20 protein-coding genes are annotated in these 17,326 nt (G+C 62.8%); 9 read left to right on the top strand and 11 right to left on the bottom strand.

Features of this window, described 5'->3' with window-relative positions:
* Nucleotides 1-173 precede the first annotated feature (173 nt).
* The 3 genes from ACK8CP_RS00200 to ACK8CP_RS00190 all read left to right on the top strand — a co-directional run bounded on the left by ACK8CP_RS00200 (nt 174) and on the right by ACK8CP_RS00190 (nt 2,132).
* The gene (locus ACK8CP_RS00200; protein ID WP_414832941.1) at nt 174-908 is read left to right on the top strand and encodes a Crp/Fnr family transcriptional regulator; all 735 of its coding nucleotides are present in this window, start codon (nt 174-176) and stop codon (nt 906-908) included.
* Between the two features lie 102 nt (nt 909-1,010).
* On the top strand, nt 1,011-1,520 hold the full coding sequence (locus ACK8CP_RS00195; protein WP_414832940.1) for a MarR family winged helix-turn-helix transcriptional regulator: 510 nt from the start codon (nt 1,011-1,013) through the stop codon (nt 1,518-1,520).
* A gap of 135 nt (nt 1,521-1,655) precedes the next feature.
* Nucleotides 1,656-2,132, top strand: a complete 477-nt coding sequence (locus ACK8CP_RS00190) for an RrF2 family transcriptional regulator (protein ID WP_234628890.1) — start codon at nt 1,656-1,658, stop codon at nt 2,130-2,132.
* Between the two features lie 38 nt (nt 2,133-2,170).
* On the opposite strand, the gene ACK8CP_RS00185 is transcribed toward ACK8CP_RS00190, so the two are convergent.
* Nucleotides 2,171-5,263 carry an efflux RND transporter permease subunit gene (locus ACK8CP_RS00185; RefSeq protein WP_414832939.1) on the bottom strand — a complete coding sequence of 1,031 codons (3,093 nt, stop codon included), beginning with the start codon at nt 5,261-5,263 and terminating at the stop codon, nt 2,171-2,173.
* Nucleotides 5,260-6,360, bottom strand: a complete 1,101-nt coding sequence (locus ACK8CP_RS00180; RefSeq protein ID WP_414834306.1) for an efflux RND transporter periplasmic adaptor subunit — start codon at nt 6,358-6,360, stop codon at nt 5,260-5,262. Before ACK8CP_RS00180 ends, ACK8CP_RS00185 begins: the two co-directional genes overlap by 4 nt.
* 502 nt (nt 6,361-6,862) lie before the next feature.
* On the opposite strand from ACK8CP_RS00180, the gene ACK8CP_RS00175 reads away from it, so the two are divergent.
* A complete protein-coding gene (locus tag ACK8CP_RS00175; protein WP_414832938.1) occupies nt 6,863-7,051 on the top strand; it encodes a hypothetical protein in 189 nt (62 codons plus the stop codon).
* 56 nt (nt 7,052-7,107) lie between these two features.
* On the opposite strand, the gene ACK8CP_RS00170 is transcribed toward ACK8CP_RS00175, so the two are convergent.
* The 7 genes from ACK8CP_RS00170 to mnmA all read right to left on the bottom strand — a co-directional run bounded on the left by ACK8CP_RS00170 (nt 7,108) and on the right by mnmA (nt 11,718).
* Entirely contained in the window at nt 7,108-7,317 is a 210-nt protein-coding gene (locus tag ACK8CP_RS00170; RefSeq protein ID WP_414832937.1) for a hypothetical protein, read from the bottom strand.
* Nucleotides 7,318-7,436: 119 nt separating this feature from the next.
* Nucleotides 7,437-7,916, bottom strand: a complete 480-nt coding sequence (locus ACK8CP_RS00165; RefSeq protein ID WP_234628894.1) for a Dps family protein — start codon at nt 7,914-7,916, stop codon at nt 7,437-7,439.
* A gap of 75 nt (nt 7,917-7,991) precedes the next feature.
* Nucleotides 7,992-8,492 (bottom strand): hypothetical protein, encoded by a 501-nt coding sequence (locus ACK8CP_RS00160; protein WP_234628895.1) that lies wholly within the window; start codon nt 8,490-8,492, stop codon nt 7,992-7,994.
* A 343-nt stretch (nt 8,493-8,835) separates the two neighbouring features.
* Nucleotides 8,836-9,318 carry a PilZ domain-containing protein gene (locus ACK8CP_RS00155; RefSeq protein ID WP_414832936.1) on the bottom strand — a complete coding sequence of 161 codons (483 nt, stop codon included), beginning with the start codon at nt 9,316-9,318 and terminating at the stop codon, nt 8,836-8,838.
* Between the two features lie 314 nt (nt 9,319-9,632).
* A complete protein-coding gene (locus ACK8CP_RS00150; RefSeq protein WP_307154383.1) occupies nt 9,633-10,061 on the bottom strand; it encodes a phage holin family protein in 429 nt (142 codons plus the stop codon).
* A 5-nt stretch (nt 10,062-10,066) separates the two neighbouring features.
* Entirely contained in the window at nt 10,067-10,432 is a 366-nt protein-coding gene (locus ACK8CP_RS00145) for a DUF883 family protein (RefSeq protein WP_128291105.1), read from the bottom strand.
* Between the two features lie 134 nt (nt 10,433-10,566).
* Nucleotides 10,567-11,718, bottom strand: coding sequence for a tRNA 2-thiouridine(34) synthase MnmA (gene mnmA / locus ACK8CP_RS00140; protein WP_261214861.1), 1,152 nt, complete (start codon nt 11,716-11,718; stop codon nt 10,567-10,569).
* Nucleotides 11,719-11,878: 160 nt separating this feature from the next.
* Between mnmA and ACK8CP_RS00135 the strand changes: the two genes are divergently transcribed.
* The 3 genes from ACK8CP_RS00135 to ACK8CP_RS00125 all read left to right on the top strand — a co-directional run bounded on the left by ACK8CP_RS00135 (nt 11,879) and on the right by ACK8CP_RS00125 (nt 14,140).
* Entirely contained in the window at nt 11,879-12,154 is a 276-nt protein-coding gene (locus ACK8CP_RS00135; protein ID WP_092815821.1) for a DUF1153 domain-containing protein, read from the top strand.
* 106 nt (nt 12,155-12,260) lie between these two features.
* Nucleotides 12,261-13,187, top strand: a complete 927-nt coding sequence (locus tag ACK8CP_RS00130) for an aminotransferase class IV (protein ID WP_414832935.1) — start codon at nt 12,261-12,263, stop codon at nt 13,185-13,187.
* A 215-nt stretch (nt 13,188-13,402) separates the two neighbouring features.
* Nucleotides 13,403-14,140, top strand: a complete 738-nt coding sequence (locus ACK8CP_RS00125) for a hypothetical protein (protein WP_414832934.1) — start codon at nt 13,403-13,405, stop codon at nt 14,138-14,140.
* A 51-nt stretch (nt 14,141-14,191) separates the two neighbouring features.
* Here the strand turns inward: ACK8CP_RS00125 and ACK8CP_RS00120 are convergent, their stop codons facing one another.
* On the bottom strand, nt 14,192-14,602 hold the full coding sequence (locus ACK8CP_RS00120) for a flagellar export protein FliJ (protein ID WP_205649819.1): 411 nt from the start codon (nt 14,600-14,602) through the stop codon (nt 14,192-14,194).
* Nucleotides 14,603-14,956: 354 nt separating this feature from the next.
* Between ACK8CP_RS00120 and ctrA the strand changes: the two genes are divergently transcribed.
* Nucleotides 14,957-15,658 (top strand): response regulator transcription factor CtrA, encoded by a 702-nt coding sequence (gene ctrA / locus ACK8CP_RS00115; RefSeq protein WP_092815812.1) that lies wholly within the window; start codon nt 14,957-14,959, stop codon nt 15,656-15,658.
* 104 nt (nt 15,659-15,762) lie between these two features.
* Here the strand turns inward: ctrA and chpT are convergent, their stop codons facing one another.
* A complete protein-coding gene (chpT, locus tag ACK8CP_RS00110; protein ID WP_261214866.1) occupies nt 15,763-16,407 on the bottom strand; it encodes a histidine phosphotransferase ChpT in 645 nt (214 codons plus the stop codon).
* 182 nt (nt 16,408-16,589) lie between these two features.
* On the opposite strand from chpT, the gene ACK8CP_RS00105 reads away from it, so the two are divergent.
* Nucleotides 16,590-17,210, top strand: a complete 621-nt coding sequence (locus ACK8CP_RS00105; protein ID WP_128291101.1) for a DUF1134 domain-containing protein — start codon at nt 16,590-16,592, stop codon at nt 17,208-17,210.
* The last annotated feature ends 116 nt before the right edge of the window (nt 17,211-17,326 follow it).

Below are 17,326 nucleotides of genomic sequence, written 5' to 3'. Positions count from 1 at the left end.
ATCAAACCGTGCTAGAAGAATCGACTATCGAATAGATCTAGGGTGTTTGTTCGCGTCTTTGAAGCATGCACGGCTCCGCGGACAAGGGCAGCATGACCAAGTTCATGTGAACGGCAAGCCTCACGGGCGTTCCCTTGTCTCAACAGCCTGGCAGCCAGAAGGGAATAGGGATCGTGCACGGGGACGAAAGCTGTCTGGTCCGCAAGATATCGCATTACGTCGCTCTCAGTGACGCCGAGAAACAGCTGCTCAGTGAATTGGAACGCGAAAGCCGCACGGTCCGGCGGCACGAGACACTGGTGGACGAAGGCGAGGCGAACCGTCTTTTCGTTCTGGACGCTGGCTGGGTCTACACCTTCATTCACACCCCCGACGGCCGCCGTCAGATCCTCGACCTGCATTTTCCGGGCGACGTCGTCGGCACCAACCAGATCGCCTTCGCCGAGAGCACCTATGGCATCGAGGCGGCCACCGATGCCATCATCTGTCCGTTCCCGAAATCGGGGCTCCGCGGCGTCTTTTCGAATTCTCCGAAGCTCACGGCGCTCTTCTACACGTTCGCCATGATCGACCATGCCGCGGTTCTCGACCGCCTGCGAGCGACCGGTCGTATGCCTGCGGCCTCGCGGGTGCTTCTGGTTCTTCTGCAATGCCGGGCGCGGCTGCGGATCATGGATCCCGCATATTCCGACGAATTCGAGCTGCCGCTACAGCAGGAGGTCATTGGCGACCTTGTGGGCCTCAGCAATATTTCGGTCAGCAATGCGTTGAAACAGCTCAAGGAGGAAGGCCTCATCGCCCGTCAGGGTCGCTGGATCTCGTTCCCGAGCGAAGAGCGCGCAATGAAGCTGATCGATTTCGCGGACCATTATTACGAGATCGATACGAGCTGGTTTCCCGGCTCGTAGGCCTCGATCGGGGCGGAGCGCGAATTAAAGCACTTTAATGCGCGCCGGCCGCCACCGCGACATCACCCCGGATGAAGCGGCACTCTATCACCTCAGGCGTGAATGCAAGCATCCGATCATGACGGTCGTCCTCGGGAGACGGCTTCCGATTCCACCGCCACCATGGCGCCTGATGACCTCCGCGCCGAAGCGGTTCTGGCGCTGGTCGAGGCCGCCAAACTCTGCCGTGCCCTTCTCGGCATCGAATTGGCCGAGATCGGCATCCACCCCGGCCAGGACAAGCTGCTGCGCGCCCTTTGTGGAAACGGCGAACACTCGCCCTCCTCGCTTTCCAAGGAGTTGCGCGTGCGCCCCCCGACCGTCAGCAAAATGCTTGAGCGGCTTGAGGCAGGCGGGCTGATCGAGCGCGACAGCCACCGTTCCGACCACCGCAGAAGCATCGTGCGCTTGAGCCGCGACGGCGAAGCGACGCTCGGCGCCATCGATGCCGTCTGGAAGAGGCTCGCAGAGATCGCCACACGCGACTTCTCGCCGGAAACCCTCAAAAACGCCGCCACCGTTCTGGGACAGATGGAAGAGAACCTCGCGGCGGCGCTGCATCGCCTGCGTTAAAGCACGCTGTTTTCACAACTTATCGGCACGGTATTTTGACGCACCCGTTGACGCTCTTCGGGCCGAAGGCATATTGCAGGCAGGAGCATGTCCGTCCCGAATCCGGACGTGCCAAACATCTAGGAGCGCAATTCCATGCGGCTCACGAAACAGACCAGTCAGGCACTGCGGATTCTGCTGCACTGTGCGCGTCTCGGACGCCAGACGAATGCCGGAGAGATCGCGCGCGCGACGCTCATCACGGAGCACAATGTCGCCAAGCTCGTCGCGCTCCTGGTGCAGGGCGGCTTCTTGAAGACCATGCGCGGCCGCACAGGCGGCGTGCGTCTCGCCTGCACGCCGGCTGAGATCCATCTCGGCGACGTCGTGCGCCTCACCGAGGCGACGAGTGTCGAGGCGGATTGCTTCGGCGAAACGATCGACTGCTCGATCCGCCCGCTGTCGCCGGTCAACCGGATCTTCAGCCAGGCGCTCGGAGCCTTTACGGAAGTCCTCGACCAGCACACGCTGGAAGACCTGATGGTGCGCAATCCGGGGCAGAGCGGCGACGCGGGTGACGAGATCGATCGCTTGACGATGGGGGTCGATATCCCCCGCATGATGTCGACCTAGACCGGTCATTTCCCTCGATGAACGACTGCGAGCGGGCGTTACGTGCGGCGCCCGCCTGAGGGCAATTCGGCTGCGAGCCGCTTCTCGACCGCGCCCCTCGGCTCGGTGAACCGCGCCAGAAGATCGTAGAGCACGGGCGTCACGACGAGCGTCAGAAGCGACGCGAGCATCAGCCCCCCGACGATGACGACGCCGATCGCGCTTCGGCTTTCGGCTCCGGCGCCGGAGGCCAGCACCAGCGGCACGGCGCCGAGCACCGTTGAAATCACGGTCATGATGATCGGACGAAAGCGCAGGATCGACGCTTCGATCACCGCCTCGCGCACCTCTATTCCCTCGTCGCGCAGCTGATTGGCGAACTCGACGATCAGAATCCCGTTCTTCGCCATCAGCCCGACCAGCAGAATGATGCCGATCTGGCTGTAGATATTGAGCGAAAGCCCAGCGAAATAGAGTGCGTAGATCGCCCCGGCGAAGGCGAGCGGCACCGAGAGCATGATCACGAGCGGGTGGACGAAGCTCTCGAACTGTGCCGCCAAAACCAGAAACACGATGAGGATCGCGAGACCGAAGGTGACGGCAACGCCGCTCGATGTCTCGAGATATTGCTGCGACTGGCCGGCAAACGCGATCTGGGCTTCGGGCGGCAGGCTTTCCGCGGCCGCCTCGCGGATGAAATCGATGGCGGAGCCGAGATCGTAGTTTTCCGCGAGCGCTGCCTCCAATGTGATGGATGGCAGGCGATTGTAGCGGCGCAGCTCCGGTGCGGCCGCGGCTTCCTTGACGTTCACGACGGATGACAAGGGGAAGAGGTTCTCCCCGTCACCGGCGCGCATGAAGATGTTGCCGATATCGGAAGGCACACGGCGGTCTTCCTCGCGCGCCTGCAGGATCACGGGATATTCGCGACCGCGGTCGACCCAGTCGGAGATTTCGCGCGAGGCGAACATGGTCTGCAGCGTCTGCGCGACCGTCTGAACGCTGACGCCGAGATCATCCAGGCGCTCGCGGTCGATGCGAATGTCGGCCTGCGGCTGATTTTCTTCGAAATCGAGCTCGGCATTGCGCAAGCCTTCGTTCTGCCGTGCCTTGTCCAGGAGCGTATTGGCCCATTCCTTCACGCTCTCGAAGTCGGGGCCACCCACGACCACGCGCAGCGGCGTGCTGCTGCCGCGAAGACCGAGGCCCGCGGGCGTCACCGGAAATCCGGTCGCCCCGATCACCTTGCCGACAGCTGGAATGATGTCGCGCTGCACCTCCGCCTGGCCGCGCTCGCGCTCCTCCCAGGGTGCCAGACGGACCAGCACGAACGCACGATACGGGCGGCCCCAGGACCCGACGATCGAATAGACCGAGCGCACGTCGGCACCTTGAAGGAGCGGCTCGAGCTCCCGCTCCAAAACGCGCACTTCGCCGTCGGTATAGGCGGTGGTGGACCCCTGCGGCGTGGTCAGTGGAACGAAGATGACGCCGCGATCCTCTTTGGGTGTCAGCTCTCGCGGCAGCTCCTGATAGAGGAAGATACCCCCTCCCGCGACGACGAGAGCGACGGAGATCACGACGAGCGGCATGCCGAGCGCCCGTCGCAGCAGCCCTTCATAGCCACGCCTGAACCTCGAAGGCCGGCCGCTGTCATCCTGGCCCGCCGGATGCCTATGTCGCTTCAGGAGCCGCGAGGCGAGGACGGGGCACAGCGTCAAAGCAACGAAGGTGGAGATTGCCACGGCACTCGCCATGACGAAGCCGAATTCGGTGAAGAGCCGCCCCGCCTGCCCCTGCAAAAAGGAGATGGGGATGAAGACCGCGATCAACGTGAGCGAGGTCGCGAGAACGGCAAACGTCACCTGCCTTGAGCCCAGAAACGCCGCCACCATCGGCGTCTCGCCCTCGTCGATACGCCGCTGGATATTTTCCAAAACCACGATCGCGTCGTCGACGACGAGCCCGATCGCGAGAATGAGGGCGAGCAGCGTCAAGACGTTGATGGAAAAGCCGAGTGCCGAAATGAGAATGAAGCAGCCGATCAACGACACCGGAATGGTGACGGCCGGCACCAGTGTCGCGCGCACCGACAAGAGGAATGCCAGAATGACCAGCACGACGAGGACGAGAGAGATCGCGAGCGCGATCAGAACCTCGCGGATCGACGCCTGAATGAAGACGGCATCGTCGGACCCGACGGTGATCTCCATCCCCTCCGGCAGCGTCGGGCGGATGCGCTCCAGCTCGGCGGCCACGGCCCGCGAGATGGCGATCGTATTGGCCTGGGATTGACGCGAAATGCCGAGACCGACCGCCTCCACGCCGTTGAGGCGCACGAGCGTCGTGTCATCTTCCACGCCGAGCTCGACCTTCGCGATATCCTTCAGCCGAACCGGGAAACCGGCAATGCGATCGACGACGATGTTCGAGAAGGCGTCCACGCCGGCGACGCGACTGTCGACCCGCACGGCGAGCTGGCGACGCGAGGATTCCAGATCTCCGGCCGGCAATTCGACGTTGTTGCGGCGGATCGCATCTTCCACGTCGGCAACGGTGAGATTGCGCGCCGCCATCGCTTCGCGGTTGAGCCAGATGCGGATCGCATAGCTGCGCTCGCCGAAAATCTCGACATTGGCGACCCCGTCGAGCGTCGCCAGCCTGTCCACGAGATAGCGCTGCAGATAGTCGGTGATCTGCGCCGAAGACATATGGGGGTCGGTCACCGCAAGGCGGATGACGGGGTCGGCATCGGCGTCGTTCTTGACCACCTGCGGCTCGTCGACATCGTCCGGCAGGTCGCCACGCACGCGCGCCACCGCGCTCCGGACATCGTTCGCCGCCTCGTCGATGTTGCGGCCGATGACGAATTCGATGGTGGTGCGGCTGCGGCCGCGCCGGCTTTCGGAGCTGATCGACTTGACGCCGCTGATGCCGGCGACGGCCCCTTCGATCGTCTCGGTGATATCCGTATCGACGATTTCGGGCGCCGCCCCGGCGTAAGACGTGGTGACGGTGACGACGGCGGTGTCGACGTCGGGCAGTTCCCGGATCGGAATGCTTAAAATCGCCGCCAGCCCGAAGACCACGATCAGGATCGAGGCGACTGCGGCGAGAACCGGCCGCTTGATGCTGATATCGGAGAGAATCATCCGATGCCGTCAGCGTCCGCCGCCGCCTTGCCGTTCTCCGCATCTTCGACGATGCGGATTTGTGATCCGTCGCGCAGGCGTTGCACGCCGCGCACGATGACGGCTTCACCGTCCTCGAGACCCTTGGAGATTTCGACCGCTCCCCGTTGCCGCTGGCCCAGTTCGACGGCGCGCCGCCGTGCCGTCTCGCCATCCGCCACGAACAGATAGGCGCCGTCCCCCTCCACCATCACCGCTTCTTCCGGCACCATCACCCCGGTGCGCCGATCGAGGACCACCGAGAGCGTCATGAACATGCCGGCCGGCAGAACGAAATCTTCATTGGGGATGGACGCCCGGACTTTGAAGGCGCGCGAAGCCGGATCGATGCGGCTGTCGATAGCGATGATCTTCCCCGAAAAGGTCTTGTTGGGGAACGCCGCGCTGCGCGCAAAAATCGGCATCCCGGCCTCGATCTCGCCAAACGCAGTTTCCGGCAGGGCGAATTCCACTTCGACGGACGAGAGATCATCGAGGGTGGTGATCACCGTCTGGTCGTCGGCACGCGCACCAAGGTCGATCCGGCGCAATCCGGCAATGCCGGAAAACGGGGCCCGCACGGTGCGGTCCGCAAACCGGCGCCGGGCCCGCTCCAGCTCGGCCTCCGCGGTGACCCGCGCCGCCGTCAGCGTTTCGACGGTGGCGGCAGTGACCGTGTTCGACTGATGCAGAGATCGAGCGCGCTCCAATGCGAGCTCGGCCTCACGCAGTTTCGCTTCCGCCTCCTTGACGTCCGCCGCCTCGATATCGTCGTCGAGCGTCAACAGCGGCGCGCTGGCCTCGATCTTCTGGCCGGCTTCGAAGAAAAGCTCGGTGATCCGTCCTGAAGCGAGGGGAACGATCTCGACGGAACGGCGGGCACGCGTGGAGCCCACCGCATCGAAGCTGCGCTCGATCGTCTCAGCCTTGGCACGTGCCACCTCGACTGCGATCGCCGCAGGGCCGCGGGCGGCCCGCGCCTCCTCGCTGCCGCGGCTCCCATTGAACCACGTGTCGAAGGCGGCATAGCCCGCCAGCGCGGCCGCTCCGATCAAAGCGACGAAAATAACCTGCTTCACAAGGGACAAAGAGGCGCTCCGCTGTCGCGAACTTTCAGCAGCCGACGCGGGGGCCGACCAGGCACATCAAGAGATGTCATGTTACCGCGCCGCACACAGGAAGAGCGACTTAAATTTCTGTCAGACAGGTGCTGCCGGGCGCACTGCGACACCAAGCTCGGAAAGCTTTGCGGCCAAGGCACGACCATCATAAGGCTTCGAGACGACCCCGATCATTTGGTCGTGACGGTGACCTTCTCCAGCTCAGAGGAGGAACGGCCGGAGGCAAGATGATCGGCAGGCGCCAGGCCAGCCGATGAAACGGGTTGTGCGGGACGACTTTCCCCACTTGACGTCGTCGGTCGTTCGACAAATGTTTCAGATTGCTCGCAGGATTGCGAGACGTCCCTCATTGACTGACCGAGACCGCCAGAGCCGCATGACCAAGACTTGGAAGAATGCACCCTCGCCGTGCATTGACGTGTGCAAATTCAAGCGAAAGGGCCGCTGCATCGGCTGCAGCATGTCGCGAGAGGACAAGGCCTCGTTCAAGCGGCTCGACAGCAAGGAAGACAAGAAGGCCTTCCTGAAGGCCTTGGTGGAGAGACTGAGGGAACAGGGCGGCCTTCCCTTTTGGGCGACCGCCTACCGTCGGAAATGCGAAAAGCAGGGCGTTCCCTGCCCGCTCGACAAGCTCACAGTAGACGCATGAAGGAAGGGCGCGGCGTTCGATCGCCTCGTCCTAAACCTGCGTCCGCGTCGTCGAAATCAATCCTCGTCGACCTCTTTGTGCGGCTGCGTCGGAGCCGGCGGGTCGCTTGCGGGGAATGATTCCTCAAGCCCTTCGTCGAGCTCGCGATCAAGCTTTTCCGCCACGAGCCTTTCCGCGGCGAGCCGGTCCACATCGCTTTCTGGCGTTGTCTTGCTCGGTTCGGGTCTTGGCCGGCCGGCAGGTCCATGAAGCCCCTGACTGCTCATGCGAACACTCCTTCGCGTACATCATGGGATAACAACGCATCAGGGGCCGGCGCGTTCGCACCAGCCCCTGACGAAAATCGACGCATGAGGAGCCGAAAAGGCTCCCTCTTCAGAACCGATCAGGCGTTTTCGCCGAGATGAGCCCGCAGCATCCATGCGAACTTGTCGTGCGCGGCCACCCGCTCGGTGGCGAGATCATTGGTTGCCCAATCGCCGTGCTTTTCCGACACGCTGCACAGAGCCGACAGCGTGGACGACAGCGTCTCCTGGTCGGCCAGGAGCGCGGCGACCATCTCGCGATCGCTCGCATGGCCGTCATGCTCTTCCACGGCGCTGCGTTCCAGATACTTCGAGTAACGGCCTTCCGCATGCTCATCGAGCGCCTTGATCCGCTCGGCGAGAACGTCCATCGCCTCGAAGTGATCTTCGTACATTTTCTGGAACAGCTCATGCAGCGGGCCAAAAGCCATGCCTGTGACGTTCCAGTGGAAATTCTGCGCCTTCGTCATTTCCACAGCCGTCTCAGCGAGACTCTGCGTGAGACCCGCGACGATATCCTGTTTCGCGCTCGGTTCAATTTTTGCTGCCACCAGACCCATTGTGCCCTCCATCGGTGCGATTCGGCATCTGCCTAAATTAGAATACCTCTAAACTATGCCAGACGCGTTCCGGCTTCAAGGGGTTTCCGCAACGAGAGCAAATGCCAGCCCGCGCGACAAGAAACGCAGCCAGCGATGCCCTTCCGGTTTGACCCTCCAGGCGATTAACGCGCGAACGCTCATTTCGTCGCCTGAGCGCCATGCCCCCATTAGTCGCAGAAGCCAGGCCTCGTCGGTGGAAAAATTGCGCGTACCCGGCCGGTAGAAAACGAGCTGGCGCCGCGCCTTGGACGACATCGCCCGGAAAAAGGCGATCGCGAAGCGTTCGAGCGACGCGTCCGGTTCGGCGGCCAGCACGAAACAGGCGCGTTCGAGATCGGTTTGAGAGGACAGAAGGCTTTTGAGGACGAACCAGCGCAGACGGTCGAGCTCGATCTCTTCCGCTTCCGTCAGACCGCGCGCATCCGAGGCCCTCGGGCCGAAGGCTTCGCAGGCGGGAAAGGCGACGACATTCGCCCCCCGGTCGGCGGAAATCATCTCCGCGGCTTCGCTACCCTGCCCATGCCTCAGTGCCATGAAACCTCTCTGCGCAAGCGCCTGACAATAGGATCGCACTTTTGAACGGACATAAAGTAGACAATAAGACTCCGATTTCAAAGGCCTTCGGCGACGCAGCGCGCTTCCCCGCACCGCCGCATGAGCGTGAGCATGCGCTCGTCTGGAGGGACGATCACCTCACCGAAAGCATGACGGAGAGATCAGACGCCGCTGTGCGCCACTTGGGCGAAGCAGAACGCGCACAAGCCTGATGGGGAAATGACAGACGGACCCGGCCGCGGCCGCCGTTCTGCGGGCGGTGGGGGCGCAGCGGGCGGTTCTCTTGCCGGACGAGCGAACGCGTGCTCCGCGCTCGTCCGGGTCAGAGCTTCATCATCTCGGCGATCTTGTCGGCTGGAATCCGCCCACGGCAGAACTGAACGCCCATGCGGTTGCCGCGCCGCCAGGCGAGTTCGCAAACGATCGCGATATTCACCTGAGGCACGGCGAGGATCATCTCGCTCTCCGGCGTGATGCCCTCCTCGACCTCGAGCTGCGCTCCGGCGGTGGACAGATCGCGGATGATGCAGCGCGAGATTCTGTTTTCCGCGCCCACCAGATGGGCGTCGATCGCCGTCTGAAGCCGCACCGCGCCACGGCGGCGAAAGTCGAGAAGATCTGTCACCTTGTCGGCAACGGCATTGGGCGTCTCCGCGGCACGGGTCTCCGTGTCACGTGGCGCACCATCCTCCCGCTGCAATTGGGTGTGCCGCCCAAAGCGGGATCCTTCCGGCCGAGCATCGGCTGGATTTTCTGCGATTGGCACATCGGACGCGCTGCCAGGCAGCGCCTTCGAGTGAAGCATCGTATCCCCTCCGGACCGGCCTGAGCACGGCCTGCCGGAGAACTATAGTCGGAGAAAATGAGAGGAACGTTACCGCACCGACCCCGGCTATCTCGGAGCTGGCAAGAGATCGGAAAGCATTTTTCTGGCCCGCGTGAGACCCCTGTGCCGTTGGCGGATGAGCTTTCAGATCTGGGCGATCTTGTCCCGCGGCCACACCGCTCCTGAAGCCCTGGCGCGGACGCACGAACAAAAAGACCGCCCGCCTCGAAAAGAGACGAGCGGCCGAAACATGTCTCCGCGGCTCGGCACATGCCGGCGCAATCACGCGACGATTAGCGGCGGCCGAGAAGGACGCCGATGATGAGGGCGATGCCCGCCGCCTGCACGACCGGATTGGCAAGAGGCGAACCGCTTTGGCGAAGCGAGCGCTGCATCCGGTCATAGGTGTCGTGCGCGGTGGCGCTCATCTGGCTGAGAGGCTGTTCGACGGAACGTGCCTGCTCGCGGTGAGGCCTCAGAGCCAGAAGCAGGACGATAAGCCCGATGACGAAAAGCACGGCACCGATCACGCCCGCGGACACAAGCGATCCCCACAGGCTGGAGAGCCAGATATGGAGCGTCACGAGCCCGAAACCGAGCGCGTAAAGCAGAATGACGGCGCCGATCGCCATGAGAATGGCCTGCCGCGCCATGACGCGGATACGGCGCCGCAGATTTGCGGCGCCGTAGGCAAAGCTGATCGAAGAAAGCAGCCTGAGCATGAAGACTAGCGCCGGGAAATGGCGCCGACGAGAAAGCCCAGCCCCAACGCCACGAGAACGGCAGTGAAGGGATTGCGACTGATCGACTGGCTCAGATCATCGGACAGAGCCTCAGCTTCGGACATGGCTGCATCGGCGCGCCTGCGGCCTTCGCGGCGGTAATAATCGGCACGTTCGTTCAACATGTCTTTTCCTTCGCGGGCGCCGGTGCGCAAAAGGTCTGAGATCCGGGTGCTGAGTTCGGCGACATCCGCCTTCAGAATCTCGAACTCGGCGTTGAGGTCGTGGCGAACGTCTTCGGCCTTCCGCTTGGTCTCATCGGCCTTGCGTTCCGTTTCGCTCTTGCCGCCGGGCACATTCGTCTCTGCCATGGGATGCCTCCTTCTATCGATTGGCTGGGTCGCTCAGGTAACGTGGCGCTGCGAGCGGAGTTCCAAGCAAAGACGGGGGTTTTGCCGGTGCCGGCAAGCCTGTTGGACCAGCCCGGAGCCGCCGTGCGACTTGCTCAGGCGGCGCAGGCTTGTTCGCTCGTGGTCTCCTGAGCGATCACGCCACCACCCAGAACACGCGCATCGGACGCGTCTCGATCGTAGAAGACGCACGCCTGCCCCGGCGCCACGCCCATCTCGCTATCCTCGAGAATGACAGACGCTTCACCGGCTTGCACGGAAACTGATGCTTTGACCGGGGGACGCGTCGAGCGCACGCGAGCATAGACCTCCTGCCCTTCCGTCCAGGCGGAGGGATCGCCATCCCCGAGCCAGTTCAGATCGCGCAGTCGGAAACGGCGGGTCGCCAAAGCCTCGCGCGGACCGACGATAACGCGCTTTGCCGCGGCATCCAGCCGCACGACGAAGAGCGGCTCGGCGGCCGAAATCCCGAGCCCGCGCCGCTGGCCGACGGTGTAATGCATGATGCCCCGATGGCGACCGAGCACCCGTCCGTCGAGATGCACGATATCGCCCTCGTCGGCCGCATTGGGCTTCAGCTTTTCGATGACGTCGCTGTAGCGTCCCTGCGGCACGAAGCAGATATCCTGACTGTCGCTCTTCTCCGCGACGCTCAAACCGATCTCGGCCGCCAGCGCGCGCACCTCCGGCTTGGTGAAATCGCCGAGGGGAAAGCGCAGGAAATCGAGCTGCTCGGCCGTCGTCGCATAAAGGAAGTAGCTCTGGTCGCGATCTGCATCGACGGGCCGGAAAAGCGCACGCCGGCCTCCGACGGAGCGTGTGCGCACATAATGGCCGGTCACCATGGCGGCCGCCCCGAGCTGGCGGGCCGTATCGAGGAGATCGGAGAATTTCACCGACTGATTGCAGGCGACGCAGGGCACCGGCGTCTCGCCCGACAGATAGCTCGCCGCAAAAGGCTCGATCACCGCCTCGCGGAAACGGCTTTCGTAATCGAGAACATAATGGGCGATGCCGAGCGCCTGGGCGACACGTTTGGCGTCGTGAATGTCCTGCCCCGCACAGCAGGCCCCGGAGCGATGGATCGCCGCCCCATGATCATAGAGTTGCAGGGTCACGCCAATGGTTTCGTAGCCCGCCGCATTGACGAGCGCGGCAGCAACGGAGGAATCGACCCCGCCGGACATAGCGACGAGGACGCGGGCTTTGCTGCGCGGACCTGGCAGCTCGAGATCGATGTCCAGCATGGGCTTTGGTTGCAGTGCTTGCGACGTTCTGTCAAGCGCCCGCGGTTTCTAAAAAAATGCCCCGGTTGCGCTTAAGATTTCCGTTACGGATGGTTAGACGCTTGTTAAGCCGTGCCACCTTATAACGAGCTCAGTTGGTGAGTTTGTATAAGAGTCTGCCATGGCCGAGCATGTCCGACCGAGAGTGAAATACGTTATCGGACCGGATGGAAGCCCGCTCACGATTGCTGATCTTCCACCCCCCAATACCAAGCGCTGGGTGATCCGCCGCAAGGCTGAGGTTGTTGCTGCCGTCCGCGGCGGCTTATTGAGCCTCGATGAAGCTTGCTCGCGCTATACCCTGACTGTCGAGGAGTTCCTCTCCTGGCAGATGTCGATCGAGTCTCACGGCCTTGCGGGGCTGCGCACGACCCGAATTCAGCAATACCGCAATTGATGTCCCGCCTCTAGCGGGGCTTCGCCCGCACTTGCCCTTGACAGCCGCCCGCACCCCGGCTTTGCCGGAATGGTTTCATTGAAATCTCCAGTGATCGGGCGGCGAAATGGCGACAGGCACCCACGAATACGAAGACGATCCGCGCAACGCCGAGATCCTGATCTCGGTCAACGGCGAACTCTTGCCGCGAGACAGGGCGGTCGTCTCCGTCTTCGATTCCGGTTTCATCCTGGGCGACGGCGTCTGGGAAGGCCTGCGCGTCACCGATGGGGGTATCGCCTTCCTCGACGAGCATCTCGACCGCCTGTTCGAAGGCGCTGCGGCGCTCGACATGGATATCGGGCTCGATCGCGCCGGCCTCACCGCCCGGGTGATGGAATGTCTCGCCGCCAACGACATGCGCGACGGCGTGCACGTGCGCCTGATGATCACGCGCGGCGTGAAGCGCACCCCTTATCAGGATCCGCGCATGACGATCGGCGCGCCGACCATCGTCGTCATTCCCGAATACAAGAACCCGAAGCCTGAAATCGCGAGTGAAGGCGTCACGCTTTTCACCGTCCATGTGCGGCGTACTGGGCCTGCCGAGCAGGACCAGAAGATCAATTCCCATTCCAAGCTCAACTGCATCCTTGCCTGCATTCAAGCCGCCAAGGCCGGCGCGGATGAAGGGCTGATGCTCGACCCGGCAGGCTTCGTCGCCACCTGCAATTCCACGCATTTCTTCATCGTCCGCAACGGCGAGGTCTGGACCTCGACGGGCGATTACTGCCTCGGCGGGGTCACCCGCGGACAGGTGCTGAAGGCGGCCCGAGAGGCCGGCATCCCGGCACATGAAAGGCGCTTTTCGCTGACCGACGTCTATGGGGCCGACGAGGCCTTTATCACAGGCACGTTCGCCGGGCTGGTCCCGGTCCGCTCCGTCGACGGACGGGCGATCGGCACGCTTCATCCCGACAGGCCGAAGCTCTTGCCGCGGCTGACGCAGCTCTACCGTGAGCGCATCGACGCCTTCGCCACACCCTTGTCTTGAACCCTTCCTAAGGCAAAGACTAAGATTTTAACCACATCGGCACGTGATGGTTTTCTCACGCATTCGTGTTCGCCTAATCTCTCATCGACCTGATGGGGGAACGGGTACCCATTGGCGGTGCAGCGTCAAATATCTGCGGTTCGAGTCCGCGGTCAGGTCTCCATTTCTCCAGCATTCCCGGTACCATGATGGCGTCTGAGAGACCCTCGCCCGCGATGAGCGACGAGACGATCCGCATCGCCATGTGGTCCGGCCCGCGCAACATCTCGACCGCGATGATGCGCGCCTTCGAAAACCGTCCCGACACCGAAGTGTGGGACGAGCCGTTCTATGCGGCATGGCTGAAGGTGACCGGCATCGATCATCCGATGCGCGAGGAAATCTGTGCCGCCCATGAAGCCGATTGGCAAAAGGTGGCGGAGCGCCTCGCGGGCGCGCCGCCCTTCGGCAGCCATATCTTCTACCAGAAGCACATGACGCACCACATGATCGCGGAGATCGGCCGCGATTGGATGCGCAACTGTCGCCACGCCTTCCTGATCCGCCATCCGGCGCGCGTGCTCGTTTCCTATGCACGCAAGCGCGCCGGCCCGAGCCTTTCAGATATCGGATTCGTCGAGCAGGATGAGCTCTTTCGCCTGGCAACGGAATTGGGCGGAAGGATCCCTCCGGTCATCGACGCCGACGATCTTCTCGCAGATCCGGAAGCGATGCTGCGTGCCCTTTGCGGGGCTCTCGAGATCGATTTTTCTCCGGCAATGCTCGCCTGGCCGGCGGGTCCCCGCGACAGCGACGGCGTTTGGGCCGCGCATTGGTACGACGCGGTGCACCGCTCGACGGGCTTTCAGCCGCCGGCGCCGCTGCCGGAGTTGGAAGATGACGGGCTCAGGGAAGTGGCGGCCGAGGCATTGCCGCTCTACGAGCAACTCGCCCGGCACAAGCTCAGGCCCTGATCGCCCACGTGATCGGCGCCCCCGGCCTGGCCGAGGGCGCGGGATGAGATCTCAGCTTGCCAGACGACCGTGGCCGGACGGAGCTGTCCCGGGGTTTTCCCGGCCGAGCCGCCCTTCTTCGCGCTGAAGCTCGGCGCGCGCGGTTTCGAGCGCCGCCTGGGCGGCTTCGCGCTGCCGATTTAAATCATCAACCGAAGCGAGCAGGTTCTCGCGCCTCTGGCCGGCCGCACGAGCGAAGGTCGAATAGGCGAAATGCTTTTCGTCTTCGATCCCCGTCCGCCGCTTTTCAGCCGCTATCTCGTGTTCTAGATCGGCCGCCATCCGGCTGAATTCTTCGATCATGGCGTCGATCTGGCCGAGCCGCCGCTCGCAATCTTCAACTTTAAAGCGTTTTTGCCGGATGGATGCGTCTCGCGACTTCATACTCAATACTCCCCAGCCCCGAGGGTCCACCCGCTCCACATGACACCGGCAACGGGCGGCGGTAACCGTTCGTTTACGACTGGCGTTAATGATAGGGACGAGGACTTAAGGCACGGTAAATCGCTTGATGCCGTTTGCTTTGAGTTGGCCGGTCCGGCGCCGGCGCGAAGGCGTCCAGCCGCATCGGTACCACAACGTTTCTCGACGCAGGTGACCCAGCGGAATCGGAATGGAATCAAGACTCTATTTTAAGCAGCTGACGTTATTGGCTTGCTGCCGGGAGTCAGACTCTGTTAACCATTCCGACGTAAATGTGGCTGCGGTTTTGCCTGTTCAGTCGGCTCGAGCCACACGTCACTCGAGCGGCACGAAAAGGGCTAGGAGGGGATTGGCATGCGTGTTCTTCTGATCGAGGACGACAGCGCCACCGCACAGTCGATCGAATTGATGCTGAAGTCGGAAAGCTTCAACGTCTATACGACCGACCTCGGTGAGGAAGGTGTCGACCTCGGCAAGCTCTACGACTACGACATTATCCTTCTCGACCTCAACTTGCCGGATATGACCGGCTACGATGTCTTGAAGCAGCTGCGTGTCGCCAAGGTAAAGACACCGATCCTGATCCTTTCAGGCTTGGGCGGCATCGAAGACAAGGTCCGTGGCCTGGGCTTCGGCGCCGACGATTATATGACCAAGCCCTTCCACAAGGATGAGCTGGTCGCGCGCATCAACGCGGTCGTCCGTCGCTCCAAGGGACACGCGGAATCGGTCATCCAGACCGGCAATCTCCGGGTCAATCTCGACACCAAAACCGTCGAAGTGGCCGGACAGCGCGTGCATCTGACCGGCAAGGAGTACCAGATGCTGGAGCTCCTCTCCCTCAGAAAGGGCACGACGCTGACGAAGGAGATGTTCCTCAACCATCTCTACGGCGGCATGGACGAGCCTGAGCTCAAAATCATCGACGTGTTCATCTGCAAGCTCAGAAAGAAGCTCGCGGCTGCGACCGACGGCGAGAATTATATCGAGACGGTCTGGGGTCGCGGCTACGTGCTGCGCGAACCCGATCAGGAAGAGTTCCGCGAAAGCGCCTGAAGCCTCTCTTCAATCCCCTTCGATAGCCCCGCACCGCAAGGTCGCGGGGCTTTTCGTTTTGCGCGCAGCGCGCGCCCGGTTCGGCGCGTAGGGATGGGCCCGGCTCAGGCTTTCGGGCGGGCGAGGAAAGAGACCTTCCCTTCCTCTTCGGCGATCTCGAAGCCGAGGCCGACCTCTTCGGCGAGCATGACCGCATAAAGCGGCTGGACCGAATGCGCATCGAGCTGTTCCGGGACTTCGCCCGAAAGAAGCACCGTGCGGACGCTGTCGGAAAGGCGCGCGCGGTCGCCGACCGCCACCACGCTGATCGTCACCCCGTTCTCGCCCTGCGTGGCGCCGACCGTCAGGGTGCCGCCCCGGGCGATCGTGTTGGCACCGAGAAGCAGGAGGTTGAGGAGGATCTTCGCCTCTGCTTTCGGCAGCATCTGCGCGTCGACCTGCCAGTCGAGATTGGCCTTCTCGCGCTCCAGGAACTCGCCCGCGCACCGGCCTGCATCGGCCATATCGATCTGCGCACCCGCGCCGCCAGACGCACCGAAGGCCAAACGCGAAAACTGCAATTTCACGGAGGCCTGACGGGCACTCTTGCGGATGAGATCCATCGCGAAGTCGCGCATGCTCGGATCGGTTTCCTCATCGAGGACTTCGAGTCCGTTGGCAATGGCGCCGACAGGGCTGATGACGTCATGACAGACCCGGCTCGCGATCAAGGCGGCAAGATCGACTGGCGCGATTTTAAGGCTGGTCATCGGCTGAAATCCGAAATTGGGACAGAAAGCGATTCGTCGCTCGTGGTTACGCCATCGTATCGAGCGAGCCTGCCGCGGACCAGCCGGAGCGCCCCATTTCTCGGGGGTTTACCCGACATTTACCATTCTGCCGTTTCCTGTGGATCAATCGAGTTCATTAACAAGCCGTCGCAGGAGGGCCCATGCCCATAGCCAGACTTCTTGCCGCCGGCGCGCTGGCAGTCCAGATCGCGGTCGCTCCGGCCGCCTTCGCCACTCAGGCGGGTGCGGTCCAGCCGGCTTCGGCTCAGGCCGGTGAACCCGGCAGCCTCAACTACACGGCGGCCGAGGTCGTCGAAGCGGGCCATCACGTCTTTGGAGCCGCATCGGGAGGCTTGGCCACGCTCGTGGAAAAGGCCATCCAGCGTTACGGCCTTCCCAACGGCTATATCATCGGCCAGGAGGGCTCCGGCGCCCTCATCGGCGGCCTGCGCTACGGCGAAGGCACGATCTATACCAAGCTCGCACCGCCCAGCCACATCTTCTGGCAGGGCCCTTCGGTCGGGTGGGATTTCGGCGGCGACGGCAATCGCACGATGATGCTCGTCTACAACCTGCCGAGCTACAATTCCATTTACCAGCGCTTCGCCGGCGTGAACGGTTCCGCTTATATGGTCGGCGGTCTCGGCATGACCGTGCTCTCGCACACCGGCGTGCACGACCCGATCTATGTCGTGCCGATCCGCACCGGCGTCGGTGCCCGGCTGGGCGTCAATCTCGGCTATCTCAAGTTCACCTCCAGACCGACCTGGAATCCGTTCTGAGCAAGCCTACGCAAAGCTTGAACAAGCCGTGACATTTTTGCGATAGTGTCGCGGACACGCGCACGCTCCGGCCAAGCTCTTGTTGCCGTCTGCGCAACCTGCCTCTATTTCTAAAG

The sequence above is a fragment of the Afifella sp. YEN Y35 genome (genome assembly GCF_047553465.1).
Taxonomy (GTDB): domain Bacteria; phylum Pseudomonadota; class Alphaproteobacteria; order Rhizobiales; family Afifellaceae; genus Afifella; species Afifella aestuarii.
This window is presented reverse-complemented; position numbering and strand designations above follow the sequence as displayed.

Coding starts and splice junctions, on each gene's coding strand:
- ACK8CP_RS00150 (WP_307154383.1), bottom strand. CDS start 10,061: ATGCTCAGGCTGCTTTCTTCGATCAGCTTTGCCTACGGCGCCGCAAAT.
- ACK8CP_RS00165 (WP_234628894.1), bottom strand. CDS start 7,916: ATGGGTCTGGTGGCAGCAAAAATTGAACCGAGCGCGAAACAGGATATC.
- mnmA (WP_261214861.1), bottom strand. CDS start 11,718: ATGCTGGACATCGATCTCGAGCTGCCAGGTCCGCGCAGCAAAGCCCGC.
- ACK8CP_RS00135 (WP_092815821.1), top strand. CDS start 11,879: ATGGCCGAGCATGTCCGACCGAGAGTGAAATACGTTATCGGACCGGAT.
- ACK8CP_RS00195 (WP_414832940.1), top strand. CDS start 1,011: ATGCAAGCATCCGATCATGACGGTCGTCCTCGGGAGACGGCTTCCGAT.
- ACK8CP_RS00130 (WP_414832935.1), top strand. CDS start 12,261: ATGGCGACAGGCACCCACGAATACGAAGACGATCCGCGCAACGCCGAG.
- ACK8CP_RS00185 (WP_414832939.1), bottom strand. CDS start 5,263: ATGATTCTCTCCGATATCAGCATCAAGCGGCCGGTTCTCGCCGCAGTC.
- ACK8CP_RS00190 (WP_234628890.1), top strand. CDS start 1,656: ATGCGGCTCACGAAACAGACCAGTCAGGCACTGCGGATTCTGCTGCAC.
- ACK8CP_RS00105 (WP_128291101.1), top strand. CDS start 16,590: ATGCCCATAGCCAGACTTCTTGCCGCCGGCGCGCTGGCAGTCCAGATC.
- ACK8CP_RS00155 (WP_414832936.1), bottom strand. CDS start 9,318: ATGCTTCACTCGAAGGCGCTGCCTGGCAGCGCGTCCGATGTGCCAATC.
- ctrA (WP_092815812.1), top strand. CDS start 14,957: ATGCGTGTTCTTCTGATCGAGGACGACAGCGCCACCGCACAGTCGATC.
- chpT (WP_261214866.1), bottom strand. CDS start 16,407: ATGACCAGCCTTAAAATCGCGCCAGTCGATCTTGCCGCCTTGATCGCG.
- ACK8CP_RS00145 (WP_128291105.1), bottom strand. CDS start 10,432: ATGGCAGAGACGAATGTGCCCGGCGGCAAGAGCGAAACGGAACGCAAG.
- ACK8CP_RS00160 (WP_234628895.1), bottom strand. CDS start 8,492: ATGGCACTGAGGCATGGGCAGGGTAGCGAAGCCGCGGAGATGATTTCC.
- ACK8CP_RS00125 (WP_414832934.1), top strand. CDS start 13,403: ATGAGCGACGAGACGATCCGCATCGCCATGTGGTCCGGCCCGCGCAAC.
- ACK8CP_RS00175 (WP_414832938.1), top strand. CDS start 6,863: ATGTCGCGAGAGGACAAGGCCTCGTTCAAGCGGCTCGACAGCAAGGAA.
- ACK8CP_RS00170 (WP_414832937.1), bottom strand. CDS start 7,317: ATGAGCAGTCAGGGGCTTCATGGACCTGCCGGCCGGCCAAGACCCGAA.